This is a genomic window from Anaerobacillus alkaliphilus, from assembly GCF_004116265.1.
GTDB classification, from domain to species: Bacteria; Bacillota; Bacilli; order Bacillales; family Anaerobacillaceae; genus Anaerobacillus; species Anaerobacillus alkaliphilus.
This window is the reverse complement of sequence record NZ_QOUX01000047.1, coordinates 68,000-94,128: the sequence shown is the minus strand read 5'-3', so window position 1 is coordinate 94,128 and position 26,129 is coordinate 68,000. Positions and strand designations below refer to the sequence as shown.

Annotated in this window: 22 protein-coding genes and 1 riboswitch; of the genes, 10 read left to right on the top strand and 12 right to left on the bottom strand. The window is 37.3% G+C overall.

Annotated elements, in window-relative coordinates; translation table 11 throughout:
- Positions 1-62: 62 nt before the first annotated feature.
- From DS745_RS20860 to DS745_RS20840, 5 genes are all read right to left on the bottom strand, one after another.
- The gene (locus tag DS745_RS20860; RefSeq protein ID WP_129080196.1) at positions 63-2,321 is read right to left on the bottom strand and encodes a putative bifunctional diguanylate cyclase/phosphodiesterase; all 2,259 of its coding nucleotides are present in this window, start codon (positions 2,319-2,321) and stop codon (positions 63-65) included.
- Positions 2,322-2,391: 70 nt separating this feature from the next.
- Positions 2,392-2,482: riboswitch (cyclic di-GMP riboswitch) on the bottom strand.
- Positions 2,483-2,776: 294 nt separating this feature from the next.
- Positions 2,777-4,102, bottom strand: coding sequence for a group II intron reverse transcriptase/maturase (ltrA, locus tag DS745_RS20855; RefSeq protein ID WP_129079247.1), 1,326 nt, complete (start codon positions 4,100-4,102; stop codon positions 2,777-2,779).
- A gap of 754 nt (positions 4,103-4,856) precedes the next feature.
- Positions 4,857-5,507 carry a M50 family metallopeptidase gene (locus DS745_RS20850; RefSeq protein ID WP_129080195.1) on the bottom strand — a complete coding sequence of 217 codons (651 nt, stop codon included), beginning with the start codon at positions 5,505-5,507 and terminating at the stop codon, positions 4,857-4,859.
- 93 nt (positions 5,508-5,600) lie between these two features.
- On the bottom strand, positions 5,601-8,315 hold the full coding sequence (locus DS745_RS20845) for a tetratricopeptide repeat protein (protein ID WP_129080194.1): 2,715 nt from the start codon (positions 8,313-8,315) through the stop codon (positions 5,601-5,603).
- Between the two features lie 465 nt (positions 8,316-8,780).
- Complete coding sequence (locus DS745_RS20840; protein WP_129080193.1) at positions 8,781-9,833, bottom strand: phosphotransferase; 1,053 nt, start codon at positions 9,831-9,833, stop codon at positions 8,781-8,783.
- Positions 9,834-10,031: 198 nt separating this feature from the next.
- On the opposite strand from DS745_RS20840, the gene DS745_RS20835 reads away from it, so the two are divergent.
- From DS745_RS20835 to DS745_RS20815, 5 genes are all read left to right on the top strand, one after another.
- Positions 10,032-10,514 carry a DUF2975 domain-containing protein gene (locus DS745_RS20835; RefSeq protein ID WP_129080192.1) on the top strand — a complete coding sequence of 161 codons (483 nt, stop codon included), beginning with the start codon at positions 10,032-10,034 and terminating at the stop codon, positions 10,512-10,514.
- A 9-nt stretch (positions 10,515-10,523) separates the two neighbouring features.
- Complete coding sequence (locus DS745_RS20830; protein WP_129080191.1) at positions 10,524-10,745, top strand: helix-turn-helix domain-containing protein; 222 nt, start codon at positions 10,524-10,526, stop codon at positions 10,743-10,745.
- Entirely contained in the window at positions 10,738-11,532 is a 795-nt protein-coding gene (locus DS745_RS20825) for a DUF817 domain-containing protein (protein ID WP_129080190.1), read from the top strand. Before DS745_RS20830 ends, DS745_RS20825 begins: the two co-directional genes overlap by 8 nt.
- A 100-nt stretch (positions 11,533-11,632) precedes the next feature.
- Positions 11,633-12,424 (top strand): hypothetical protein, encoded by a 792-nt coding sequence (locus tag DS745_RS20820; RefSeq protein ID WP_129080189.1) that lies wholly within the window; start codon positions 11,633-11,635, stop codon positions 12,422-12,424.
- Positions 12,425-12,886: a hypothetical protein gene (locus DS745_RS20815; RefSeq protein ID WP_129080188.1), complete on the top strand. Its 462-nt coding sequence runs from the start codon at positions 12,425-12,427 to the stop codon at positions 12,884-12,886.
- A 171-nt stretch (positions 12,887-13,057) separates the two neighbouring features.
- On the opposite strand, the gene DS745_RS20810 is transcribed toward DS745_RS20815, so the two are convergent.
- Complete coding sequence (locus DS745_RS20810; RefSeq protein WP_129080187.1) at positions 13,058-13,243, bottom strand: DUF4177 domain-containing protein; 186 nt, start codon at positions 13,241-13,243, stop codon at positions 13,058-13,060.
- Between the two features lie 248 nt (positions 13,244-13,491).
- Here DS745_RS20810 and DS745_RS20805 point away from each other — a divergent pair, with 248 nt between their 5' ends.
- Positions 13,492-14,763: an MFS transporter gene (locus DS745_RS20805; RefSeq protein ID WP_129080186.1), complete on the top strand. Its 1,272-nt coding sequence runs from the start codon at positions 13,492-13,494 to the stop codon at positions 14,761-14,763.
- A gap of 320 nt (positions 14,764-15,083) precedes the next feature.
- The gene (locus DS745_RS20800; RefSeq protein ID WP_129080185.1) at positions 15,084-17,081 is read left to right on the top strand and encodes a S9 family peptidase; all 1,998 of its coding nucleotides are present in this window, start codon (positions 15,084-15,086) and stop codon (positions 17,079-17,081) included.
- 49 nt (positions 17,082-17,130) lie between these two features.
- Here the strand turns inward: DS745_RS20800 and DS745_RS20795 are convergent, their stop codons facing one another.
- Entirely contained in the window at positions 17,131-18,342 is a 1,212-nt protein-coding gene (locus DS745_RS20795) for an SEC-C metal-binding domain-containing protein (protein WP_129080184.1), read from the bottom strand.
- A gap of 314 nt (positions 18,343-18,656) precedes the next feature.
- Between DS745_RS20795 and uptA the strand changes: the two genes are divergently transcribed.
- Both uptA and DS745_RS20785 read left to right on the top strand, forming a co-directional pair.
- Positions 18,657-19,265, top strand: coding sequence for an undecaprenyl phosphate transporter UptA (uptA, locus tag DS745_RS20790; RefSeq protein WP_129080183.1), 609 nt, complete (start codon positions 18,657-18,659; stop codon positions 19,263-19,265).
- A gap of 18 nt (positions 19,266-19,283) precedes the next feature.
- Positions 19,284-20,063, top strand: coding sequence for an undecaprenyl-diphosphate phosphatase (locus DS745_RS20785; protein WP_129080697.1), 780 nt, complete (start codon positions 19,284-19,286; stop codon positions 20,061-20,063).
- 55 nt (positions 20,064-20,118) lie between these two features.
- Here the strand turns inward: DS745_RS20785 and DS745_RS20780 are convergent, their stop codons facing one another.
- The 4 genes from DS745_RS20780 to DS745_RS20765 form a co-directional block, all read right to left on the bottom strand.
- A complete protein-coding gene (locus DS745_RS20780; RefSeq protein WP_129080182.1) occupies positions 20,119-20,895 on the bottom strand; it encodes a TerC family protein in 777 nt (258 codons plus the stop codon).
- Positions 20,896-21,787: 892 nt separating this feature from the next.
- The gene (locus tag DS745_RS20775; protein WP_129080181.1) at positions 21,788-21,880 is read right to left on the bottom strand and encodes a YjcZ family sporulation protein; all 93 of its coding nucleotides are present in this window, start codon (positions 21,878-21,880) and stop codon (positions 21,788-21,790) included.
- A gap of 338 nt (positions 21,881-22,218) precedes the next feature.
- Positions 22,219-22,446 (bottom strand): hypothetical protein, encoded by a 228-nt coding sequence (locus tag DS745_RS20770; protein ID WP_129080180.1) that lies wholly within the window; start codon positions 22,444-22,446, stop codon positions 22,219-22,221.
- Positions 22,447-22,554: 108 nt separating this feature from the next.
- A complete protein-coding gene (locus tag DS745_RS20765) occupies positions 22,555-23,523 on the bottom strand; it encodes an alpha/beta hydrolase (RefSeq protein ID WP_129080179.1) in 969 nt (322 codons plus the stop codon).
- A gap of 373 nt (positions 23,524-23,896) precedes the next feature.
- On the opposite strand from DS745_RS20765, the gene DS745_RS20760 reads away from it, so the two are divergent.
- Entirely contained in the window at positions 23,897-24,253 is a 357-nt protein-coding gene (locus tag DS745_RS20760) for a hypothetical protein (protein ID WP_129080178.1), read from the top strand.
- A 102-nt stretch (positions 24,254-24,355) separates the two neighbouring features.
- On the opposite strand, the gene DS745_RS20755 is transcribed toward DS745_RS20760, so the two are convergent.
- Positions 24,356-25,930, bottom strand: coding sequence for a serine hydrolase domain-containing protein (locus DS745_RS20755; RefSeq protein WP_129080177.1), 1,575 nt, complete (start codon positions 25,928-25,930; stop codon positions 24,356-24,358).
- Positions 25,931-26,129 lie beyond the last annotated feature (199 nt).

Genomic DNA, 26,129 nt, shown 5'->3' with positions numbered 1-26,129 from the left:
TTAAAAAGAAGGAACAAACATTGTTTGTTCCTTCCTCCGTTTGTCCATCTAACGTGGACTTTCTATTTAATTTGTCCACGAAAGGTGCCAGGCACCATCTCTGCAGGGACTGGTTTTGAATATAGATAGCCTTGTCCAAAATGACACTGATACTGAGTGAGTATGTTTGCTTGTTCTATAGTTTCTATCCCTTCTGCAATGACTCGAAGGTTTAAGTTAGCACCGATGTCGATGATCGTCTTTACAATTGGTTGATTTGCTTCGTCTGTGATGTCGTCAATAAACAGCTTGTCAACCTTGATCGTATCAATGGGCAACTTTTTCAAAATGTGCAGTGAGGAATACCCGGTTCCAAAATCATCAATTGCCGTTTTGACGCCAATGTCTTTCAGTTGTTTTAAGATGTTAATAGATTCATTGACATTTTGCATAATGCTTTCTGTGATTTCTAGCTCTAATAATGCTGGTTTGTGTCCCGTTGTTTCTAAGACATTTTTTACCTTTGCAATAAAATCAGTATGCTGGAATTGCCGAACCGAAACGTTAACCGAAATAGTAACCGGTGGCAAACCTTCCTTTTGCCAAGCGAGGTTTTGTTTACATGCCGTTTCTAAAACCCAATCTCCAATTGGAATAATCTGACCTGTCTCTTCAGCAATTGGAATAAATTCCGCTGGCGAGATTGAGCCCATTTCGGGATGAAACCAACGGACTAGTGCTTCCACCCCGGTCGGTTGTCCTGTTTTTAGATCAACAATTGGTTGATAATAAAGGACCAACTGATTTCTTTCAATCGCTCTACGTAGCTCATTTTCTATTTTCACCTTTCTAGTAAGAGCATCATTTAAATCTGAATGGAAGAAGCAATAACTATTTCGACCATTCCCTTTTGCAAGATACATTGCAAAATCAGCATTCTTCAATAGTTGTTGACTTTCTTCCGCATTCCTAGGGTATAAGCTAATTCCAATACTTGGAGAGATTGAAATGTCATGATGGTCCACTATGAAAGAGGCTCGAAACTCTTTAATAATGGTCTCTGATATTTCAATACAATTCTCTTCAGTCGCATTAGGTGAAATCACTACAAACTCATCTCCACCGATACGATACAATACATCATCTTCATTTAGAACGTACTGTAATCTCTGTGCTGCAATTTCTAACAAGCGATCTCCAATATGGTGACCAAGTGTATCGTTCACAAGTTTAAACCGGTCTAAATCAATTAGTAGTAGCCCAACTGAACTTTGAGCTTGTTTCGCTTCATCCATATAATGAATAAGTTGTTCATTGAAGCTTGCGCGATTATTTAGTCCTGTTAATGAATCATGATAAGCCAAGTATTTGTATTCATCCATTAAGATCTTATTTTTTCTGATAATCACAAACTGACGGCTAACAATCATAATAAATATTAGAAGCATACCAATACTAAGCGCGTTAAACTCATAATGATAGCTATGTATCCCAAGTACCATCAAGATAATAACGCTTATATACGGAAACACAGTCTCTGAATTATCCAAATAAGTGCTGTTATTCAAGCTATTTTCTACCGACGTTTCCTCTGAAAATAAGGCAGCTAACCCAATAAACATCAGACCGAGTAACCAAATTGGTTCAATAGCACCCCCATGTTGGTAAGCCTCTCTTAACGTTAAGTACAAAAAGGCAGAGTCTCCAGTGATTTGGAAAATAAATCCAAAAATAAGCAATACTATCATCGGTCGTTCCTTACTAGATTTAGAAAGATAGTATAAATACGTAATAAGGAATAAGATGCTTAAGTCTGTAATTGTATAAAATAGCCCAATCATTGTTAGAAAGAATGAGTTTTCAGATAGTAACCAAATAGGTGTAATCAAGAAGTGGATACTAATTGTTACAGATACTGTCATAAACACAATGATATTAAATGTAAATGGACTATTAGCCGTAGAATTACTTAAGCTTTTAGTTTTTTGTACCAAAGCCATTAAATAGAATATATAAGCACCTAACCATAATAAGAATGAAAAATCATATACTGACACGAAGCCCTGATTAATGATAGAAAATAAGAAGATGACGTTTCCGATGATATTAAGGAAAACTCCAGTCCCTAGTAATAACCAAAAGTTCCTTTTACTACCCGAAGAAGACTTTTTAACAACATTTAGTAGTAAGACAAGGGTAATCATTCCTGTAACCATAGAAAATATACTTGCTCCAATCGATCTCCTAAATGCCTCTTCTGAAAATAAGAAAGACCACCCATAATATAAAAAGATAATGGCTGTAAATAGAAGTAAGATCAAACGCCTATTTGTTGTTAGCATATAATTCCTCCATTTTTTCCACCAATAAGAAAAAAAGCTATCTCCAACGAAATACCTTAACCGCTATTTCCTTGGTAACTCGGCCACCATAGGTTGGCACAACAACCAGTAGGTCCGAAGCTTTGCGTCCTCACCTTTCAGTAAGTTTGCCTTTTCATTGAAGTTATTTTATTTGGCTTGGATATGACCTTACCAAGCTACAGTTAGTTTACCACATAGTTCGACAAAATAAATCATAGTTTGATATATTTCCACATAGATTTTAAGTGAAACAAACAAAAGACTACCCATGCACTAGGTAGCCTTTATCGTTATTTTATTGAGGTACGCAGATTTTCTCTCACTCCGATTGTTCAGTCGAGTAGGATGGGTCCTCTCCTCTCAGGATTGTGACCCTACCCCCTCACAGATCCGTGCGGGCGCAATTAACGCACACGGCTCTTCCTAAACATCATTCACAAAATATAGCTAATGTGATCTCTTAAATCATAAATGTTAACTTTAACTTTAGGTTTAGGTAGTGGGAATTTCCTGAGTAGTAGGTGAAACTTTTCCCACGTAAATGATTTCCTTTGACTACGGCGGTTCATCCATTTAAAGAACTGTTTCACAATTTCTCTTACGAATTTAGCTACATTGTTTGTGTTATCAGTAATACAATAGTAATTGTAATATCCATTTAAAGAGCGTCTGAGTCGGTCAATAAGCTCCACCATATTCTGATGTCGATTGGTTTTAAACCATTCTTTGCTTTCCTTTAGTTTCGCCTGCATCTTTTTCTTGCTTGTTTTACGTTTCACTCTAAACTTTCCTTGCTTGCTCTTGCCACAATAGTGCGTAAAACCCAAGAAATCGAATATTGGAGGTTTGCTTATACCTTTATCTTTACAGTTACTAGTCGCAAATCTCCCAAAAGGAATTATTTTCGTTTTGTTCTCTGCTATTTCTAAATTGAATTTGGCTAAACGTAGTTTTAGCACGTCATAGAATTGTTCCGCCTCATTCTTGTATTGGAAACAGCACACAAAATCATCGGCATAACGAACAAGGTAAGCCTGTCCTTTACAATGTTTCTTCACATGTACTTCAAACCACAAATCGAGTACATAATGTAAGTAAATATTCGCGAGAATTGGCGAGATGATACCCCCTTGAGGAGTCCCTCTGTCCGTCTTAAAGTATTTCCCTTGTTCCATATAACCACCTTTAAGAAATCTACCGATTATACGTAGGAAGCTTGGGTCTGCAATACGATGTTCTAAAAACTTCATCATCCAATGGTGGTCTACGTTATCAAAAAATCCTTTGATATCAACATCTACGATGTAACTAATTTTCCGTTCCTCAATATACACATTTAAGATCTTTAGCGCATCATGACAGTTTCTACTTGGGCGAAATCCAAAAGAACAGTCTAGAAAATCACTTTCATAGATTGTATTTAAGATCTTTGCCATCCCTTTCTGAACAATTTTGTCTTCATGTTCTGGGATACCTAAAGGTCTCTTCTTGTTCTTTTCTTTTGGGATATAAGTCCTTCTAACAGGAACTGGTTGGTAGCTTTTCGTTTTCATTCGTGTAATCAGATCTGTTAGGTTTTCATCCACTTTCTCACTGTAATCTTCTTTCGTTGTACCGTTAGTTCCTGTGGCTTTATTACTTGGTAGTTCTTGATGGCAGCTTTTCAGAAATTCGTGATCTAAAAGGTGTGCTAAAGAGGTGAATTTTAATTGTGGATCTTCCTTAGCTAATTCTGCTATCCTAATAAGTTTTGTTTCCATTCTACTTCTACCTCCGAGTGTAGTAAATGTGTCCCTTGTTAGGGTAATGTTCAGGTGACTGTCTTTCCTCGTGCAGAGTTACCCGCATTCATTGGTACTATACAGTCATCCGACTTCCTATAGTCATTTGGTTTCCTTACTTTGTATCGCTTGTTCAACCATACTCTCTTCAAGTGAAGAAAGAACATATAGGATATCCCGAGTTGCCACGTAATCATTGTGAAGCATGCCTGGCTCTTCGACCCCGAGAGAGTTTTATGTTCCTCACCATATCGGTAACATAAGATATTGCCTTCCAGTTGTCCGACACTGTCGGCCTCTCTAAATTTGAACTAATTTCGGGGCTCAATCACTTTCAGGCCTACTACCTGGCTGTCTACGCTTAACCCACGTCGGTTACCCCCGTGAGTCCAAGACTCGCTATTGGCGACTTGGTTAGAGTCTTACCAAGCAGGAGTTCCACCTGCTAAATTACGCAACCTTGCTCGGTCGCTCCGGACATACATTCCGTTATTTTGCCACTTTTCTTGATTTTCTAACTTTCGAGGACACAGAGGCCCTTATTTTAGGTAAAAAGCCTATTTTCCAGCTGTCTTTGAGGAAATAAGGGATTGTTATCATCATATCCATTTATGATGTTCGTTATAGGGGTTTTATTCTAAATTCATATGTCCTCAAAATCTCAAAAACGGCCTTTTTCGAGAAAATAGCGGAGCGTACGTCCGCCAAATCCTCCCCGGACTAGACTGACATTCTACGCGACAAACGAACGAAGGATCCAAAACGCGACCATCATCGACTGAACAAAAAATAATGTTCCCCAGATAAAAGCCGGAATAAATGTACTCTTCGCTAAGCTTGTGGCATCGCCTGCTTGCCTTCGATCGCGGAAGCTTAAGTAACAAATAATAAACGCCGAGCGTACTGCTTCCACAAGTAGTAACGCTGCTAAAAATTGGACAAATATCTCAATAGCTCCCACATGTCCTAGATAAACGAAAAGCAAACATAGGCCAATAAACGTTGTCAGCCAAAATACACCGTATAGGTTCCTCACCCATAGTACTAAATTAATGATCGCCACTCCAATAAACCCATATAACAATTCCAGGTACAGACCTTCGCCAATTAGATAAAAACACGCGTAAGCAACAAGTGGCGAGAAAGTATACCCAGCATATGAGATGAACACTCTACTAATCCAACTCCCTGAAGCCGTAATAATTTGACCTTCAGTACTAGGAAATAATGAGATCTTAATAACTCGTCCCTTACATAATAGGCAAGCGATCGCATGTCCCATTTCATGAAACATCGTATTTAAAGCGGCAAAATACAAATTAACTTTCGGAATATGTAAAATAAAGAATACTAATAGAAAATATAGGTACCATTGGTTAAGCAATCTATCACCCTCGAAAAAATGTTATCATCTTCTTTCTTACCAGTTTTCACCCTTATTAAACAAGGAGTTGTCATGAAGACAACCCCTTCTCACTTACACATAGGATGGATTTACCGTAGCTTTTCTCTGAAGCAGGTCATATTGTAGTAGTCTTACATTGAAAAGCATAATAGGGTCAAGATACTTTTCAGGGTTTGATTTCAGGCGTTGCAATGCATCTTTCTTATATTGAATATCTTGCTGTTCGTTTTCGATCACTTCATGTAAAACTTGAAATGATTGACTAAAGAACATGGAAATATCACGTTCAATCCCTTTTTCAAACAATTCAAATTGGATCATGAATTGATTTGTAATCGTTCCTGCAATTTTCTCAAAATCCTCTTTTTCAATAAGTTTTTGATAAAGATTACATAACATAGTTTTGTTAGAAAGTGTTCCTAATAGTTTCCCAGCGCTCTTTAATACCAATTGAGAAGGAGTATAGCGGTTGATGATATTCATTTTGTCGAGACGAACTCCTTTAGATAACCGGTGAGAGTCTCTCTTCCAATCATCTAACACCTGAAAGTCACAATCGAAACTAAAGTGCTGTCCTTTATACATGGTAGTAAAGCCTTCAGCCATTTCCTTTAAGAAGTTTGAACTAAGTGATAATTCCTCTGTACACTTTTCGAGCCAAATAGCGATCTCCTTCGAATATCTAGGTAAAATAGTATGTTGAACATACTGATAAATTCTTTCGTTCATTTGTTCGTTGAGGTCAATATGGATTGTTTGAAAGTCCCTTTCTTCATTCACTAGAGCGGAACAATCGCTAAGTAACTTCGGAATATTGGTTTTTAGTTCCTGCTTCATATCTTCTTTCATTTTTCGATATGACGTTTGAAGGACTTCGTTTTTTTCTTTTTCCAAATCACTTACTTGATGAACAGCCGCATGGAGCTTCGAAACCATATCCTCTTTCCACCTAATTGTTTCAGTTAAATCAATTTCTGTCTCGACACGCTTCTTTAACAGGTAAGCGAGAGTTTCACGAACGAAAAATAATAGTTTTTCGTTTCTTTTTTCCGTACTCAGCGCTCCCTTTACAGCTGTTTGAATAAAGCTAGACATCTCTTCCATCTGCCTGCTACTCGTATCGTGTTTTGAATAGATCGTAATGTTTGCTTTAGGGAAATACCCTAGCATTCGCGAACGAATTTTTTCAGCCAGTGCCGAGGCATCTTTTTCGTAAAAAATAGCATCCGTTAATAGTAAGAAATGCACCGGTATCATTTCTTGAATTTTCGTTAATCGTTCACGGTCTTTAGCTGTAAAAACAGTCGTTACCGGCAATACATATAACAGAGCATCTGCTAGACGTATAAAGGATAGCTCTTCCTTTTGGTCAAAATCACGAATATCGACCATTGAAATCTGATGATCTAGTAGAAAATTGCTTGGAAATCGAACGTCAACAATCGATGACTTTGGCAAATCCTCCTTTAATTCTGCAAGACTAGATATCAGTTGAGTTGATTGATTCGTAATTTCATAGATTTCTGTTTCTCTTCCATAACCATAAAAAACGGCTGGGCAAAGTGGCGCTGAAACGTTGCTACATCCTAACAAAGAGTCAATCACCGATGTTTTGCCACTCCCACTCATGCCGCCAAGTAAGATAGGGCTTGTTTGTAAATCACAAACTTTTTCGACAAACCACTTCAAGCGTTGGTCTACATGAATGTCTAGTTCAAATGAGTCTGACCACTTAACGATATCCTTAAAAAGTTTGATACTTTGTTGGAGGTTAGTGTCTTCTTGAAGTGAATGTTTGATTATGTGTTCAGCTTTATCTATTGTCTTTTGATTTATCGCTTCTTCAAATGTCTCATTCCAAGCAAGGACTGAGCTCGCCGCTAACACATCATGTGAAGAAGATGCTACTTCTAACCAATTCGTTAGTAGGGTTGGTATCATATCCGAAATTTCATGAATGAGAAAGTCTCCGTTGATCAATTCCAAGTATGTCTCATGATACTTTCCTGACATACCCTCCCACGTGTCCAAAGGATTTATTTCTAGCTGTAAAAATAACCGATCAATTTCCCTGACCCATGAAAAATAGGATTCCTCTCCCTTATAACTTTCCCAAAGCGAAACTACTAGTTTTTCAAAGCTTCGATGATTGACGTTATATAACACCACTAGAAGTTTTGTAAAATAATCGGGGGGCGTTGGTTTCGTTAACCCTTCGTCTACATAAAAGTTCATTACCTCAAACCACTCTAAACGCTCTGTTCGGATTGCCTCATTTACGGCTAGTTCAATCGCACTACTCCAGTCACGATGCTCTTCAAAAAATTTCCGAGCACTTTCTGTTACATAAGGGTAATCAGGATTTAAGGACACTGCTTTTTTTATCACATCCGCAGCTGAGTCAAGTTTTTCTTGTTCTTTGTAGATAGAAAAGAGCTTTAACGCAACTTCTGATTTTAAAGTTACACTCTCCGTCGCTACTGACTTATATAGTTCAATTGCCTTGGAAAATAACCCAAGTTCAAAATAAGCATCTCCCATATTTTTTCTAGCCCATTGCTCTAAACTATTCTCAACCTTCTCCCACTTGAAGATTGCCGCTTCAAAGTCTTTGTCACGAAAATATACTTCCCCTTGTGAAAAGCGAATATCCGAAAGGTCAGCCTGTTCATGCTTTTGTTGGTCAATAAATAAACTACCGAGAAATTGTCCCGGGTGATCTCCAGTTTGATCGGTTAGTAATGTTTCAAAGTACTTTTTTGTAATAAGTTCGTTTTCTAATGTCATGTGTTTCCTTCCCCCAAGTGAATTATTTAGACTCTTTTCCTCAAACCATTCAACCTAGGAATAACCTTCTTAAAATTATTTCAAATTCCTACTTAGTTAACAATCATTCAAAGGTCGGAAAAATTGTGCCACCGAGTACTAATTTAATACCCTAATAATAAAAATCTAAAATTAATTACCCGTTTTAGTTACTGCTAAGCCGAAATCAGGACTATCACACTATGACATTATGCGCTTAGGGAAGATATATTCACACATAATAAGAAAAGCGCAATGCGCCCGCCTATCGGAGACAAACATACGTTCCGCCCGATAAAAAGTGCGCTCTTTCACTTTTAATCGGGCAGAACATTTGACCACGAGCCGATGGCGCATGGAGCTAGACAATTTTTACGTTCAAAATATATACTTTCTTAAAATGTAAATAAGCCCAAAGCATTCGCTCTGAGCTATTCAGGATTTTTTTCAGTCAGACTTATGTCCTAATGGTTGAAAGTAAGCTTCATTGAGCTCCGACACCATGTGTAGTAATTTCTGCCCACCATCATCAATCCAATACCGGTAAGCAGCTGTTTTTGTTATTTGCTCTTTAAGTACAGAAGGATCGTCAATCCCGTCTAGATACCTTCCTAAAAAATGAATAAACACATCTAACCTTCTCAGTTGTACAAGGATTGGCAACACTTCAATTTCAGATGCTAACAAACTCATCGTTGTCGAGAAGCCCGCGTAAAAATGACGGATCTGTTTTAAATATCCATCTTCTATGGTGTCTTGGGAAATCATATCTGACATACATACAGCCACTTCCATGACTCGAAGATCCTCAGTAATAAATTCAAAATCAAGAATGGCGTTAATTGTTTGATCTGCACCAACGAGTACATTAGATGCATTTAAATCTCCATGAATGATTTGATGCGGAAGACTCTTGAGAAACGGGATATTCGCCTGGAAGTTCATCAGCATTGTTGAAATCCCTTCAAGTTCACTTTTATATCCTTGAAAAAAATCAGGTGGGTTACTGCACCACTCCAAAACTTTACTTACTGGGCATTTGGGATGCGTATGTTCAATTTCATAGTATGGACGATATACGAGCGGTTGTTTTATTTCTACCTTCTGTAATGCGTTTAATAAGTGCCCCACACTTTGGCCAAAAGAAAAAAGGACATCTTCATTATTAAAAACCGGGTTGTCCCCTTCAATATAATGGTAAATACAGCCGATTTTTTTTGAAGGTAATTGAACTAGAGAATTCCCCTCTTTTACCACAGGTACTGGAACCTTAAACGGAAGATCCGAAAGCCTACTCAGCTTTAGTAAAACTTCGTGTTCTAGCCTAACTTTCGCTTCTTCGTTATGTGTTTCATAGATGCGTAAAATATATGTTTGATTATTTCGGTTGAGGTAACGAGTGGTATTGTTATAACCACTTTTCCCTTCATATATGTTTACTGGTACTTTTTCTAAAAAGAAATAATCAATGAGAAAAGTAAACTCATTTTCTACACTCATTTCAACTAACCCCCACGTTTCATTAACCTAGTTTCTTCTCCCATTTTACTTGTTTTTGACCCTTTATATCAATGTCTTCTTTTACACGTTTATTAATCTATAACAATAATAATGTAATTAAATACAATATATATTTATTGTAAAACGATAAACAGTGTGGTAAATTCAAATTGAAACTACATATGTGAGGTGCTTTTTATGAAACAAGTGTCAACGCTCTTTTTAAAGATAGCTGTCATTCTTATTGGTATTCCAATTCTAGCTTTGTGCATTTTCTTGGTTCCTAACATCGCGAATTTTTCAGCAGAATTGCTTCCTACCTTTCCTTTAATAAAATATTTCGTTTTCGCACTTTTTTATGGAACGGCGATCCCATTTTATTTCGCTCTATATCAAGCATTTAAACTTTTAAGCTATATTGACAAGAACAAAGCATTTTCAGACCTATCTGTTAGAGCTTTAAAAACGATTAAGAACTGTGCAATCCTAATTAGTGTCTTCTATGTATTAGGCATGCCACTCTTTTATCTCGTTGCGGAAATAGATGATGCCCCAGGGATCATAGTCATCGGAATGGTAATTATTTTTGCTTCAATGGTCATTGCAGTCTTTGCTGCTGTTCTTCAAAAACTGCTTAAAGAAGCAATTGATATAAAATCTGAAAATGATTTAACGGTCTGAGGTGAAAACATGGCAATTATTATCAATATAGATGTGATGCTGGCTAAAAGGAAAATGAGCGTAACAGAACTTTCTGATAGGGTTGGAATTACGATGGCCAACCTTTCAATCTTAAAAAACGGTAAGGCAAAGGCGATCCGTTTATCAACTTTAGAGGCAATTTGTAAAGCATTAGATTGTCAACCTGGCGATATTTTAGAATACCAAAGTGATGAAGATACTCATGACTAGAGCACTAAAACAACTTTTTCGTTTCGGCTGGGAGCAAGCACTCTCTTGCTTGTTTCCCGTTGTTATTTTTGCTTCTTTAGCCCTGACTCAGCTCGTACCTCTTCCATTCTTACCTAGGTATGACTGGCTTCTCGTCATCTGCCTTCTGATGCAGTGGTGGATGGTGCGCTCCGGACTTGAAACACAAGATGAACTAAAGGTAATTACATTATTTCATATAATTGGGCTTGCTCTCGAACTTTTCAAAGTACATATGGGATCCTGGTCCTATCCGGAGGAAGGGTATTCTAAATTTTTTGGCGTACCTCTTTATAGTGGTTTTATGTATGCAAGTGTTGCCAGTTACCTTTGTCAGGCATGGAGAAGGCTAAATGTGGAACTTGTTAAGTGGCCTCCTTTTTTAATCGTCGTACCTTTAGCTGCTGCGATTTATTTAAATTTTTTCACCCACCATTATTGGATTGATGTTCGATGGTGGTTATCTGCACTTGTCATAATTGTCTTTTGGCAATCATGGGTTACATACGAGGTGAATGGAACTCGTTATCGGATGCCACTTGCACTCTCTTTTGTCCTGATTGGATTTTTTATCTGGATAGCTGAAAATATCGCAACGTACTTTGGCGCTTGGGAATATCCAAACCAAACTGAAGTGTGGAGTCTTGTTCATCTAAGTAAGGTAAGTTCATGGCTGTTACTAGTCATTGTTAGTTTTCTTATCGTAGCGACGTTAAAGCTCGTGAAAGGGAAAAATTCTATTTTAACAGAAAAGAGTCCCTCTTTGTGACTAGTGAACCTACTAGCTTATAAATATGAATAATATTTCTCAATCTGTTACATGCTAAATATTGTAAAAGTTTCTAAAAAACAATTGAGGCGATAACAATTTGGATAATTTCAAATCTACCAATACGGAACGTCGGTTTAAAGCCCATGTAAGTGCTCTTGGGACAACTCAACTACATTTACGAAATCCATACATCATCGCATGGTGGTCAGCTGCATTTCCTGGTTTCGGTCACCTACTTTTATCGAAATATCTAAGAGGGTATGCATTATTTATATGGGAAATCTTTGTTAATAATATGGCAAATATAAATCAAGCAATGGTTTACTCTTTTACAGGGAATATTGAAATGGCAAAAGCAGTTCTTGAACCAAGATGGATGCTTTTGTATATTCCCGTTTATATCTATGGTATATGGGACAGCTATCGTACCTCAGTTGATATGAATAAAGTTTTTTTATTAGCAGAACACGAAAATGCTAATTTCAATACATATACAATTGGTGCTTTAGAAATAAATTATTTAGATAAAAGAAGACCGCTCATGGCAGTAATTTGGTCTCTTTTTACACCTGGGTTAGGTCAGCTCTATATACATCGAGTAGTTACCGCAATCTTTACCATGGCTTTTATGATTTTATTTGTTTACTTTTCAGGGATTTTAGTTGCATTCCATTATCTTTTTTTAGGGGAAATCACTCAAGCAACACAAGTTATGGATCCGCAGTGGTTGTTGTTTATTCCTTCGCATGTAGGTTTCAGTGTATATGATTCCTACGTAAACACTGTCGAGAATAACAAACTATTTGAAAGTGAACAGCGGAAATTTCTAATGGAAAAATATCAGCAATACCGTGTGAAAATTCCAATTTCAGTAGATGGGGTGAAATAAATGCAAATCTTCTCTACATTTGAGCACTCATCGTATCTTGAATTAGCTATTTCAGCCTTAGAAAAAATAGGCGTAAAAAAAGAGTGTATCCTTGCTGTACCGCTCTTTAACCGTGTAGAAGATAGGCGATTGTTTGATACACTTCACCGTGCAGACGGCATTAGTTTATTTGATAAGGGTGCCGCTCTAGGAACTGCCTTTTCTGTAATTGGAGCAAGTGTAGGTTTTGTTTTAGAATGGGGACCAATCTATTGGGGTTTAATTGGGGCAGCAGTCGGCTTTTTACTTGGTTTCATAATCGACTACACCATTTTTAAAGTCATCCATAAAAGGGCAAGAGTTCTAAAAGGAAAAAATTCAGAAGTGATATTAGTTGTAGAATGTCCAAAAGAATTAGTCGAGAAAGCGGAAGAGCTTCTCTGGCAACATCTAGCTTTGGGTGTTGCCAGAGTGGAAGAATAATTTTTTGATTACATACATTTGCCTAAAATAAGTGTATACACTTCCATACTTCACAACCAGTAAGTGGTTGGGTTGGGCTGTTCTGTGTCTCAATAAAGCACGTGCCAATGGAAGTCATCTTCTCTAGTTTTTTTAAACTTACTAATTAAGGTGACACCACTAGATGATTACTTAATTCGGTCTTTCAAAGATAATCTCAAAATATGAAGCAGCACCGTATCCAGACGTTGCTGGTGCAAATATTTGGATAAATCTCCAACCCTCTTTTGCATGTTCCGTAATAATAGCTTGATAGTCCTCTTTTGGTTTACTCCCCCACGTCGTAAGGTCAATTTTCACAAATTTATATTCGTACATTGTTTTCCCTCCTATGAAAATAATTCTAGTTAACTATACGTTAGAGTTAAATATTAGTTTCAAAATTTAAGAAATAACTAAACCATTATTTCAATGGTGACCTAGTTCATAAAGTTATATAATTGTACGGGTATCTCTATTTTATAGATCCAACCTGAGACTGAGACGAAATCAGTCTAGAGAAAGTTTTTGCGATGTACATTCCGCGATATAATTGTATAAAATTGGATCTGTAGGAGAGGTATAAAATGCAGCAAGATCACATTCAAGTAGAAGAAACCATTTGGCAAAATCGTGTCTTCATGAAATTATTTGCATCATATTCTGTATCGATGCTCGGGCAATGGTTTGATATTGTAGCCGTCCTTATTCTATTTAGCTATGTATGGCAAGTAAATCCTATGATGATTGCCTTAATACCTGTCGCGTATGCATTACCACAGGTACTTCTTGGACAGTTTGCAGGCGTACTTACTGACAAGATCCATAAAGTAAAAATTATGATGGTCTCTGATTTCGTAACCGCAGCACTAACGTTTTTCCTATTCTTTACTAATAATCCGTGGCTAGCTTTACTAATCCTTTCATTACGTTCCACGGTGAACGTCGTACACGGCCCTGCGCAGCAAGGTCTTATCAAACTAGTCGTGAAAGAACAACTGATCATGAAAGCAATTACACTAAACGGGTCAGTAAATCAGCTATCAAAAATCATCGGCCCATTTATGGGCGCCTCACTGATAAGCTTTGTTTCTCCGAAAATTTGTATTCTCATTAATGCGATTGCATTTACCATCTCTGCTTTTATTCTTTTGTTTATTCTTTTAGACAAACAGATGGTCAAACAAACAACAGTTCCATCTAAGTCAACTGACTCAGATGAGAGTTTTTGGACAGCTTGGTTACAGGGGTGGAAATTAATCATAAAGAAAAAAGTACTACTAATTAGTGTAACAGCTAGTTTTATTGGCTTTATTGCAATCCAAATGGTAGATATTCAGTTTCCTATTTTCTTCCGTGAAATTGCGCCTAACCTACCCGAGATAACAGGATGGCTTATGGGTGCTTCAGGATTAGGAGCTTTTGTAATGATCATGATCCTCAATTATAAAACCCTAAAGCATTTTGGTGTACTATTCGGTTTAAGTATGCTGTTAATGGGGGTTGGTTTTGGCGGGATCGGTTTGCTTCGCGAAGGTTTTTCACTCGTTTTACCAGTGTTGCTAGGTTTTATGATCGGTTTAGGTGTTGGGCTTTTATCAATAACGTTACAATACCTGATCCAAACTCAAACAACCGAATCGGAAGTCGGTCGTGTTTCTGGAATTGTCAATTCTATTTTGAGTTTAACGGTCCTTCTCCCCCCCATCATTGGTGGCGTTCTCGTCCAAATGTTTGGTGTGGTGGCCTTATTTGTTGTTAGCGGTGCCTTTTTATTTTTCTTAGGAATTGGTCTAATGTTGAGTAACTCTCTTTTTAATGATAAAAAGGAAATGATTGAGGAACAAGTACGAGTATAGTCGAGTAAAGAGGTGCCATGGAGCACCTCTTTTTTCTCTAAAAACATTTTACAACACTTCGAAACTCTATTTGGATTCGTTTGAAATAATTCAATAACCCATGCGCTCCCCCCAAGAGGACACACTGTCCTCGAAATCGAAAAATAGGCATTTTATTAGAAAATAACGGAACGTATGTCCCCGAAAATAGTTCGCGTTACCACAATCACTTCAAGCACCCTTCTTTTTTCTGATAATACTGAAACATTTTAATTTTATTTCGCCCACCGAAATGTTAAAATAGAATGGTAGAACGAATATACATAATGGAGGAATGTAAATTGACAAAACGTCCAATTACAGCAGAAGACTTAGTTAAATTTAAATTTGTCGGAGATCCTGTAGTGTCTCCTAACAAAGACAAAGCTGCCTATGTCCTAACTCATGTAGATAAAGAAAAAGATGGTTACTATTCTTATATCTATGTAACTGATTTACAGGGGGAAGGTAGACAATTTACCTCACACTATTCAAAAGATCAATTAGTAAAAGATGTAGCTCCGAAATGGTCACCAGACGGAAAGACAATTGCGTTCCGTTCAAACCGTACAGGAAAAAATCAAGTTTGGTTCCTACCTGTAGATGGTGGTGAAGCTGTTCAATTAACAGATGTAAAACAAGGTGTTGGTGAGTTTGTTTGGTCTCCAGATGGTAGTCAACTTGCTCTAACAGTCTCAGGTGAGTTGAAGCTTACAACTGACAAAGAAGAAGAGAAAAAAGAAGAAAAAAGTGATGTAAAAGTAATTACTAGACTTCGCTATAAAGGTGACGGAGTTGGCATTTATAACGAAGACCGTAAGCATGTATATATCTTTGACATTGAGACAAAAGCTTTTACGAAGATTACGGAAGGTAACCATGATTTTGGTCAACCACGTTTCTCTCCAGATGGAAAAACGTTAGTTTATATCGGCACAAAAGCAGAAGACGCTGAATGGGGCTATTTACCAGCCATTTGGAAATACGACATTGCTTCTAAGGAAGAAAGCCTATTTTTCCAAGGGAACGGTTATATTATGGCACCTTCCTTCTCTCCTGACGGAAATTGGTTAGCAGCTGTTGGCCATACGCGTGGTGAAAGAAGTCAAGGGAATGCAAATGTCCTTCTATTTTCAACTGAAACAGGCAACCTAACAAATTTAACGGAAAGCTTTGATTACACAGTTGGGAACCTTGTTGGTGTAGATGCGAAGTATGACACAGCTGATGGAAGTTTAATCTGGGACGCTACTAGCTCTAACATCTACTTCAATGCTACCATTGGTGGCGATTGCCAGTTGTTTAAAGTAAATCTTGAAGGTGAGGTTTCAGCTGCTTTATCTCCAGCGGTCACAACAGTGACTTCATTTGATATCGTTAGCGATAACCAAGCAGTTCTTGTTCTAGCTACTCCTCATTCTACAGGAGACGTTGTCGTACAGGATTTAACGAATGTAGATAACGTTCAAAAACTAACAGATTGGAATCAGGAATTATATAACGAAGTACATCTAAGTACACCTGAGAACTTCCAGTACAAAAGCACGGATGGTTGGAATGTTGAAGGATGGGTGTTAAAGCCTTACGGATATGAGGAAGGTAAAAAGTATCCAATGATCCTTCAAATTCACGGCGGTCCGGCAACTGCTTACGGAAATGGGATACATCATGAAATGCAATTAATGGCCTCAAAAGGGTATGTGGTACTTTACACGAACCCAAGAGGAAGCCAAGGCTATGGTCATGACTTTGTAAATGCGGTTATCGGTGATTACGGTGGTATGGATTACGAAGATATTATGGCTGGTGTTGATTATGCGCTAGCGAACTTTAGCTACATTGATAACGATCAGTTATTCGTTACAGGTGGAAGCTATGGTGGCTATATGACCAACGTCATTGTTACTCGTACAGAACGTTTTAAAGCAGCCGTTACACAACGTAGTATTTGTAACTGGCACAGCTTCTATGGAACGAGTGATATTGGCTTCTTCTTTACTGAGTGGCAACACGGACATGCGGATCTATGGGACGATTATGAGAAACTATTAAAGCTCTCCCCTCTCCACTATGCTCGTAATGTTAAAACACCAACATTAATCCTTCACTCAGAACAGGATTTACGTTGCCCTATGGAGCAAGCTGAGCAATGGTATATTGCCTTAAAACGTCTAGGAGTTGAGACTAAACTCGTTCGCTTCCCAGACGAAAACCATGACCTTTCTCGCTCTGGTAAACCAAAGCACCGCTTAGAACGTCTACAGCACTTAATTGGTTGGTTTGACGACCGTAGAAACTAAAAATCGAAAAAGTACGGTTCTCTTTATGAGAGCCGTACTTTTTTATCACTTATTTCCCACAACACTTCTTATATTTCTTACCGCTACCACACTGACAAGGGTTGTTTCTGCCAATTTTACTATATCCACTAAGATCAACAACCTTGGCGTTACTTAAATATGGTTGTTTCGGTAAGGGAAGTAAATGCGTCTTTTCTTTTTGGGCAACCTCTGAGGGTGTGTGTCCTTTCAATATCCACAAACGAGTATTATTGTAGAGGTACATCACCTTTTCTGTTAGCTCCTGTAAGAACTCCATATTAGGAATTTCAATCCACTTTTGCAAATATTGGATTGCCATTGCAGGCTGCGCATCCTTATTAATCATCGTAACAAGTTGGAGCGATATTTCATTTAAATCTTCTTCTTTCATTTCATAGTAATACTTTAGAAAACTTAACAAATCCTTCAATGCATGATTTTTCTCAACATAATTGAGCTGCCCTGCAGCTAGTAATTGCTCTTTGGTAAAAGGATAGTAATCAAGTGTGGGTCTAGCTAGGTGTTCTTCATAGAGTTTTCTCTCATCGGAAACGCGGCGATCTCTCATTCCACCAAAACTTAAGGACACTTGTCCATTATATTTACTTGCAAAAGAAATGACATTGAAAAAATGCATAGCGTCTATCTCTTCGTTTGTCAGTGGCTCTAGTTTCTTTAGTAACTTAGAACTATCCATCACTCCATAATAATAAAGTAGTCCATGGATGAGAGTAATCCAAGTTGTATTGCGATTAACTATTTTACCTAACATACTATTCTCTTTTTCTAGGAAAGCATTCAGTAACTCCAAAGGAATAAATAACACTTTTTCCCCTTGGTAGGTTCCTGGAAACAAAATGCTATGATCCTTAAGCACCTCGATTTTAGAAAAAGGTAAATCAAAACTCCTAATATAACCTGACTGTTTTACAATTTTCTTTACTAGGTCGTAACTTTCACTATCAAGTAGTGATATCGTATTTAAATATAGCTTCGGTATCTGCCTCGCGAGCTCTGCTGCAAGTTCACTCTTCTTTAATGAACTTATCCCTCTAATATTATAATTCTTTCGTATCGTATCTAGTTCGTGTTTTGTTAAACTACTAAGTATCTCAACTAGCGAAGAAGGCAACGTCGTAGTGTTCCATCCCTGTTCTTCCCTTTTAATCTCGGATTTACGCGCATCTTCCTTCATCCGATGTAATGCTCCAACTAAAGTATCCATTGTTTTCTTATCCATCTATGTCCCTCAACTTCTTAATTACATTTTGTATCTATTATAAAGAAAATCTGTAATTTGTGGAAGATGGTGTAGCTTTCTCACTTAGTTCCTTCTCTCCTAGACGTCCCTGTAACATAGACATTTTAACTAATTTGTCCATGAACGGTGTCTGACACCAATGTAAGTTCACTTTCACCAACAGGGATGAAAAGATTACTGAAGTATCCCAAAATAAAAGAAGTGAACTTTCGTCTTAATTTCTACTTTCAGGGTAGAACACTACCTGTACTCATTTTGGACGTGCCGTCATAAATTAATATGAAGTAATAATTATGAAAAAAGAGGCGTTGGTAGATGGAACAATTTTTTTGAATTTACTAGATTTTTTTGCTGAACTTGGTGTTATTGGTATTGCTTTAGGTTTAATGATTGAGGTTATTCCTAGTGAAATTGTCCTTGGTTACGGCGGCTACTTAATATCAACCGGTGAAATTGGGTTTATCGGTGCAATAGTAGCAGGTGTTATTGGTGGTACATTGGCTCAGTTGTTTTTATACTGGCTAGGGAGTTACGGAGGTAGGCCGTTTTTAGAGAAGTATGGAAAGTATTTGCTAATTCATCACAAGCATCTCGATTTATCTGAGAAATGGTTTAAGGAATATGGTCCTATCGTAGTCTTTGCAGCAAGATTTGTCCCCGTCGTTCGGCATGCCATTTCAATTCCAGCTGGTGTAGCAAAAATGCCAGTGTCTACGTTTATTTTTTACACCATTGCAGCAATTCTTCCTTGGACGCTCTTCTTTCTATATTTAGGCTTACAACTAGGAGAAAATTGGCGCGAGATTAAAACAGCTGCCCAGCCTTTAATTTTACCGGTAATTCTCATATTGATTTTAGGTGTAATTAGCTATTTTATCATCCAGCGATTAAGGACTAAATAAGGAGCGAAAAGTGGTATGATGTCGAAAATCGAAGCGTTTATTCTAGGAATTATTCAAGGGTTAACTGAGTTTTTGCCAATTAGTAGTACCGGTCACCTCTATTTAGGGAGAAACATTTTTGGGTTACAAGAAGCAGGCTTACTACTTGATACCATGCTTCATCTTGGTACATTAGTTGCTGTCCTCTATTTTTACAGGGAAGAGTTTATCAAAATCATCAAAAACCCGTTTCACAAATTATCGTTATTGCTCCTCGTTGGAACTCTACCTGCTGTGGTTGTTGGCCTAACTTTCAAAGATTACTTTGAAGAAATCTCCAAGACAGGCGTTACCATTGGGTGGGAGTTTTTACTTACGGGTGCTGTACTTTGGTTTGCCGACTCAATCAAAGAAGGAAGAAAACGAATGGATCAAATTAATTGGAAGGATGCTCTTTTTATCGGATCCTTTCAAGCGGCAGCTATTTTCCCAGCTATTTCCCGTTCTGGATTAACAATCGCAGCAGGATTATTTCGAAAGCTTGACCGCGAGACGGCTGCTTATTTCTCCTTTTTGTTATCGACGCCAGCCATTGCAGGTGCCGTAGTACTTCAAACTACCGAAGTGATACAGGTTGGAAGAGAAGATATTTCGTTATCTGCACTTATGATTGGTATTTTGGCATCAGCGATATTTGGCTACATAGCCGTAAAGTGGATGATCAACTACTTGAAAAAACATAGCTTGAAAACATTTGCTGTTTATGTATGGGTTTTAGGTATAACAGTATTAGTTTTACAACACTTAAGGTTATTCTAGGGTTGGATTCACAGAAAAACATCTCTTCTAAGTCACTAGAAGAGATGTTTTTTAATTAGCTACTTTTCTGTAGAATAATCTGATTAGGTTCGTCCTTCGACATAAACCATCCTGTAACTACAATTAACATTAGTATTGACCAGAAGATGATCTTCCAGGTTACTCCCTTCGCAAAATCAGTAGAGATAATCGCTAGTTCTGGGTGAGAAAGCGCATAAACTGCCAGTTTCACACCGACCCAGGCTACTACAACATAGGCGGTTGTTTCTAAACCGGGTTTTCTATCTAGTAAATCAACGAATTTACCAGCAGCAAACCTCATGATGATTAACCCTATAATACCTCCAGCGAGAACGATCGTAAAATGTCCGCCATCTAACCCGCCAATGTTTGGGAGGTTTGTTGTAGGAAGTGTAGCTGCCAATGCAACAGCGACAAGGATAGCGTCTACTGCAAATGCAACATCTGCCAACTCGACTTTTAATACAGTTAACCAAAATCCAGATCCTTTTGCTTCCTGCATTTTAGCTTTAATATATCGTTTTAACATATATTTCTTAACTAGGTGATAAATAGCTATACCTAGTAGATACGCTGCACCGATTGCTTGAATTTGCCATATATGAATAAGATACGAAATGAGAAATAATGATCCGAAACGAAACACAAAGGCCCCAGCTAATCCATAAACTAGAGCTTTTTTCCTCTGTTCCTTAGGTAAATGCTTCACCATTGTTGCAATGACGAGCGCGTTATCCGCTGCTAAGATCCCTTCTATCGCAATTAAGATCAATAGTACCCATCCGTATTCTAATAACAATGCAATCTCCAATTAAAGTTTCTCCTCCAGTTATTAAATATATTTACCCGTTTCATTTTTGAAAAGACTAGACTGAATATTGTTTCCACATTGACTAATTTGAGTAATGATAGAGATGCTCCTCGGTGGTTGATTAACATCTAACGTAATAATCGTTACAAGGTATAATTTAAACGTAATTAAAAAAGTTAAAAATATAAAAAGTTTCCTTCACCTATCTATGTCCAAGTAATCCTGTGATCTCCTTTATAATTGAATTGTAAATTATGTGAAATTCAGTGTGAAACAAAGTAGATTTAGATCTTTTTTCCCCTCCAGTATAAAATAAAAAGACCTCTACCAAATTTAATTGATAAAGGTCTTTAAGCACAATATATCCCTTTACCAAATTGGCAAAGGTCTTGCAAGCAACATGTACGTTGCCAGTTAGGCCGGTGATGTAAAATCACGTAATGTCGACATAACTGTAAGCTACTCCCCTTTGGAGTCTATAAGCTCTCTTGGAGCGCTAGTTTTAACTCTCAAACTAATAATTTTATATTATTATACTTTAACTATAGCGTCAACTAGTTTTTTGCCAATTATCTAAAGATTTTTATTTTGCATATCAACTATGAAAAAACAAGGCTCTTTTCGTATACATTGTGGCTTTTCTATCCTAAAATTATCGAAAAAATACCCTAGATGAAGATATCAGCCAATAAATTATGTAAGAAAAGAGCTTTACTTACTAAATTAGTGGTGAATTGTTAGTAATTTGTGTAAAAATCCGGCTTTTGGGATTTTTACGAAAGCAACAAACTTTGCGAAAACAGCCAAAAACAAAGAACAGAGAACTATTTCGCACCTGCTTAAGTATACTACTAGAAAAAGAGTCAACACGAATGCTGACTCTTAAATCATCCTAGTATCTCACGTATGCTGTACCAACGATTACAAGTAAAACGAATAGTACAACAATTAACGCAAATCCTGCACCACCATATCCTGCACCCATTCTAGTCACCTCCTCTTATATAAAAGGAAGGGGTTCATGACATAGGTACTAGTTAAACTTTGAAGCTCAACAACATCAAAAGGAGTAACACCCAAAGATATAGGATATTAACTCCTTTGTTATAAACCTAGTACCCAGTTACAGGAACGCCGGACAAAGTGTCCACCCTTCTTTTTGTGTTCTATATATATCTATTACAAGAACGAAAAAGAGCGTGGACATATATACTAGTTTTTTAAAAATGATGAATGTAACTACTTATGGCTAAGAATAGATGGGGAATTATTGGTGAAGTTTCTGTACTACGTAGAAATTACGTTCACATGGTTTTCGATTCGCTACACACTATCTTCGTTTTTCATTTCATTTTCTTGTATTTCAAACAACTGTGTAAACTCGTTAATCACCATATCAAGAGCCTTTAATTCTCCAACTAAAATTTGTTGAATTGACTGAAACTCTGGTTGCTCTAATTGCTGTTTAATCGTCGAACGTTTCAAGTTCAACGTCTCCAAAATCGCAATGGCTCGACCTCTGCGAAACGTTTTCGGTCCGCCTTGCGAGATCTCCTCTCGTGCTTAACAGGAAAGTTCACTTTCTTTGAATAAACATGCTTGAAAAAAACTATCATCCTAGGTGGTGAAAGTGAACTTTCATTGCTGTCTGACACCCTATCAATCTATATACTTCCCAACAAAATTCCATATAGTATTCCAGTATAGTTCAGGATCTACCTTTTCTGCGTCCCCATGACCCGCACCTGGAATAATTAGCTTTTCTTTTTCAACCGTTGCCGCCTCGTAGACCTCATCTAACATACTAAATGGAACAAAAGTATCCTGATCTCCATGAATAAATAAAATCGGTTTCTTTGCCTTAGCTATTTGCTTTAACGCTGAGGCTTCATACAGATCGTATCCAGCACGTAGATTGGTAACTGTATTAGCAGCTCTCAATACCGGAAACTCCGGTAAACCAAACAAGTCATCGAGTTGGTAGATAAATACATCACTCACCGAGGAGTAACCACAGTCCTCGACAATCACTTTGACATTAGAAGGAAGTTCCTCACCAGCGGTCATCATAACAGTTGCTCCACCCATCGAGATACCAAACAATACGATTTCCGCATTTGGATCCTTCTCTATAATTTCTTCAATCCATAACAGCATATCCAACCGGTCATGCCACCCCATACCAATATAATCACCTTCACTCTTCCCGTGTCCACGAAGATCTGGAGCTAATACATTAAACCCTTCCTCATAGAAGTTCCGAATCCATCTCGTCATACCTGCTGCACTTGATGTATATCCATGGGCAACGATGGCCCATTTTGAATTATCTGCCCCAGTTTGATAAACGTCTGCTTGTAATTTCAACTGGAGCTTATCATTTGAAACAATAGACATTGTTGATGGTTGATTTTTGTTTTTAAATTCATGATCTGCTAGATCAGCCAATTCAGCAACATCCGCCATAACCGCCTCACTTCTCGCTAAGTTTGGATTTTCCTCCAAAAACTCCTTCTGATCGTTTGCATTAAGGGCATAATTGTAAAAGTAATTGCCAATCGAGAAATATAGTATAACTAAGATCACTACGGCAATTGCCGGTATAATTATTCTCTTTTTTGTTTTCATTAGGGACCTCTCTCTCCAATTGTTCATATATCTGATATCTGAAAATTATTTTATAGATTACTATAATAAATTTATCACTATTCGCTATTTATTTCACGCTTTAGTCAGAATTCGACAATAATTATTAGTTTTTTTATCCATCACTATTTTTTTATATCCATCCTTTCAAGAATTGGACTTTAATAACTATTTTTTTATATCCATCCTTTCAAGAATTGGACTTTAATAACTGTCTTTTGCCACTTTTGTGATTTCTTAATTCCATACAAGCAATCGTGTCATAAAATGAGTTTTATTCTGAAATCTCCTACTCTTCTTCTTATCGACAATTACGTATTAGAGTTCTATAATGGATTTAAAGGAGGTGAACGATATGGAAGAAATCTTAAAGCAAATCTTAACAAAACTTGACACTTTAGAAAATGGGCAAAAAAAGTTTGAACACGAACAATCTGAAATGCGTAAGGAGATTACTAACCTTTCTCAAGAACAATCTGAAATGCGCAAAGACATTTCTAACCTTTCTCAAGAGCAATCTGAAATGCGTAAAGACTTTACTAACCTTTCTCAGGAACAATCTGAAATGCGCAAAGAAATGGCTTTTTATTATGCTAGTACGATGAGAAAATTGGATGAAACGAAACTTGAACTAAGCAGTGAAATTAAACAGATTAGCAAAGTTCAACAAGAACACCAAAATGTTTTGGAATATCTTAATCAAAAGCAGTAACTACTACTAGTAACAACTACTTGAATTCCTCTCGGTGCCAACTTCATAATTTTATAATCCATAAAATGAGGAGTTAACCGCATCTAGGCTAACTCCTTTTAATTATTGTTTTTTCAATTCCTTTTCCATTCTTACATCCTTCACTCTATTCCCTGTAAATGTAAATCCTGTAACCTCGTTTCCTTCAATACTAAATTCAACAAGGAAGGTAAACGGCGCATTTGTAACAAATGTTGTATTACTCACTTGATAGAGAATTTGCACTCCGTTTCTCGAATGAGAAATGCACAAGCAACCGTCTTTTTCAATCACATCATAAAATGTGTCTAGCTCACTACTTACATATCTCCCTTTAAATGTAGCGATCTTTTCTGATTTAAACGGTTTAAGTTTTTGTAATGTAGTGATCTTACCATTTGTCCTCATGACACTATCTTCACCTAAAAATAAATCTAGATCTAATTGCTCGATGATAAAATGATTACCAGAAACATGCTTCAACGGTGCAAAACCATAAGGATTTTTATAGTGAAGTTTTCCGTCTATTGTGGTTATATCAAAAGTCATTAGTGTAGCAGCAGATGTAGGGAAATAGTATCCTTCTAAATCGTTTATACCAAGCTCTTCTGTATACTCTTTTGGAAGTTCTTCACCTATCTTACTAATCTCTAGTCCAAAAATTACATCCGCAACTGCAAATGCCGCATCCTTCATTAACATATTCTGTGTGTTTGACAATAGCACAATGTCCACATCCTCATCCGTAAATCGAAGCATCGCACTTCTAAAGGCCGCATCTGCCCCACCGTGTTCAATGTACTTATGCCCTAGATACTCACCGACAAACAGTCCACCTGCATAGTTACTTATAGAACCATCTAATAATGTAGGGGCTTCGAACATATCTCTTAAGGTTTCTTCCTTACAAATTAGAGGAGTTTTATAGTTGTCCATCCATCTAAGAAAATCTGTTGTCGTCGTATTAAGAGCTGTAGCACCGTATGTACCATAATTAAGGACACTGTAAACAAATTTCCCAGTACTGTCATCGTAATATGAGCTAGCTCTATTTGGTATGACCTCCCAAAAATTATCTTTAAAACACGTACTCTCCATCCCTAATCGTTTAAAAATTCGCTCGTTGGCAAAGTCGTTAAGGGTTTGGCCAGATAACTTTTCAACAATTTTAGCCAATAACGTAAAGTTAGAGTTACTGTAGAGAAATTGAGACCGCGGCTCAAAATTTAATTTTCTTTGTTTGCTAATTAAAGAAAGAGAATCTCTTTGTGTAATCGTATCGACAATTCTAACTCCACTTAAACCCAACAGTTCCCATTGATCTCTAATTCCGCTCACATTGTTCATCATCTGCCGGATGGTAACAGGCTCCTTGAAGTTGACGTATTCAGAAATATAGTCTCTTACATCATCATCAATTTTTAACCTTCCATCTTCCTGAAGCAAGAGTACACACATAACTGTCACTTGTTTTGAAACTGAAGCAACATGAAAAACAGTCTCATCCATCACTGGAATCCTATGCTCGAGGTTTGCGTACCCGAAATTTTTCTTGTATATAAGTTTACCACCTTTTCTGACCGCAACCTGTCCTCCAGGGCATAGTCCTTCTTGCCAGCGTGAAAAAATCGCGTCTATCTTCTGCTCGTAATTATCCACCTTCTACACCTCCATAATTCATATAAACCATTAGGTATTATATTTCGTACTCCGAAGGGAAAATCCCTTTGATTTAGTTGCATTATTTTATAATCACTGTCAAATACAACAAAAAGACAGGAAATGCCACCGAACTAGCAATTCCTGTCTTTTCCTGCGCTTTCCCGGGAAACCTTTATTATTCATCATAAACTCTTTT

Coding starts and splice junctions, on each gene's coding strand:
- DS745_RS20860 (WP_129080196.1), bottom strand. CDS start 2,321: ATGCTAACAACAAATAGGCGTTTGATCTTACTTCTATTTACAGCCATT.
- ltrA (WP_129079247.1), bottom strand. CDS start 4,102: ATGGAAACAAAACTTATTAGGATAGCAGAATTAGCTAAGGAAGATCCA.
- DS745_RS20845 (WP_129080194.1), bottom strand. CDS start 8,315: ATGACATTAGAAAACGAACTTATTACAAAAAAGTACTTTGAAACATTA.
- DS745_RS20840 (WP_129080193.1), bottom strand. CDS start 9,833: ATGAGTGTAGAAAATGAGTTTACTTTTCTCATTGATTATTTCTTTTTA.
- DS745_RS20835 (WP_129080192.1), top strand. CDS start 10,032: ATGAAACAAGTGTCAACGCTCTTTTTAAAGATAGCTGTCATTCTTATT.
- DS745_RS20830 (WP_129080191.1), top strand. CDS start 10,524: ATGGCAATTATTATCAATATAGATGTGATGCTGGCTAAAAGGAAAATG.
- DS745_RS20825 (WP_129080190.1), top strand. CDS start 10,738: ATGACTAGAGCACTAAAACAACTTTTTCGTTTCGGCTGGGAGCAAGCA.
- DS745_RS20815 (WP_129080188.1), top strand. CDS start 12,425: ATGCAAATCTTCTCTACATTTGAGCACTCATCGTATCTTGAATTAGCT.
- DS745_RS20810 (WP_129080187.1), bottom strand. CDS start 13,243: ATGTACGAATATAAATTTGTGAAAATTGACCTTACGACGTGGGGGAGT.
- DS745_RS20805 (WP_129080186.1), top strand. CDS start 13,492: ATGCAGCAAGATCACATTCAAGTAGAAGAAACCATTTGGCAAAATCGT.
- DS745_RS20795 (WP_129080184.1), bottom strand. CDS start 18,342: ATGGATAAGAAAACAATGGATACTTTAGTTGGAGCATTACATCGGATG.
- uptA (WP_129080183.1), top strand. CDS start 18,657: ATGAAAAAAGAGGCGTTGGTAGATGGAACAATTTTTTTGAATTTACTA.
- DS745_RS20785 (WP_129080697.1), top strand. CDS start 19,284: ATGTCGAAAATCGAAGCGTTTATTCTAGGAATTATTCAAGGGTTAACT.
- DS745_RS20775 (WP_129080181.1), bottom strand. CDS start 21,880: ATGGGTGCAGGATATGGTGGTGCAGGATTTGCGTTAATTGTTGTACTA.
- DS745_RS20765 (WP_129080179.1), bottom strand. CDS start 23,523: ATGAAAACAAAAAAGAGAATAATTATACCGGCAATTGCCGTAGTGATC.
- DS745_RS20760 (WP_129080178.1), top strand. CDS start 23,897: ATGGAAGAAATCTTAAAGCAAATCTTAACAAAACTTGACACTTTAGAA.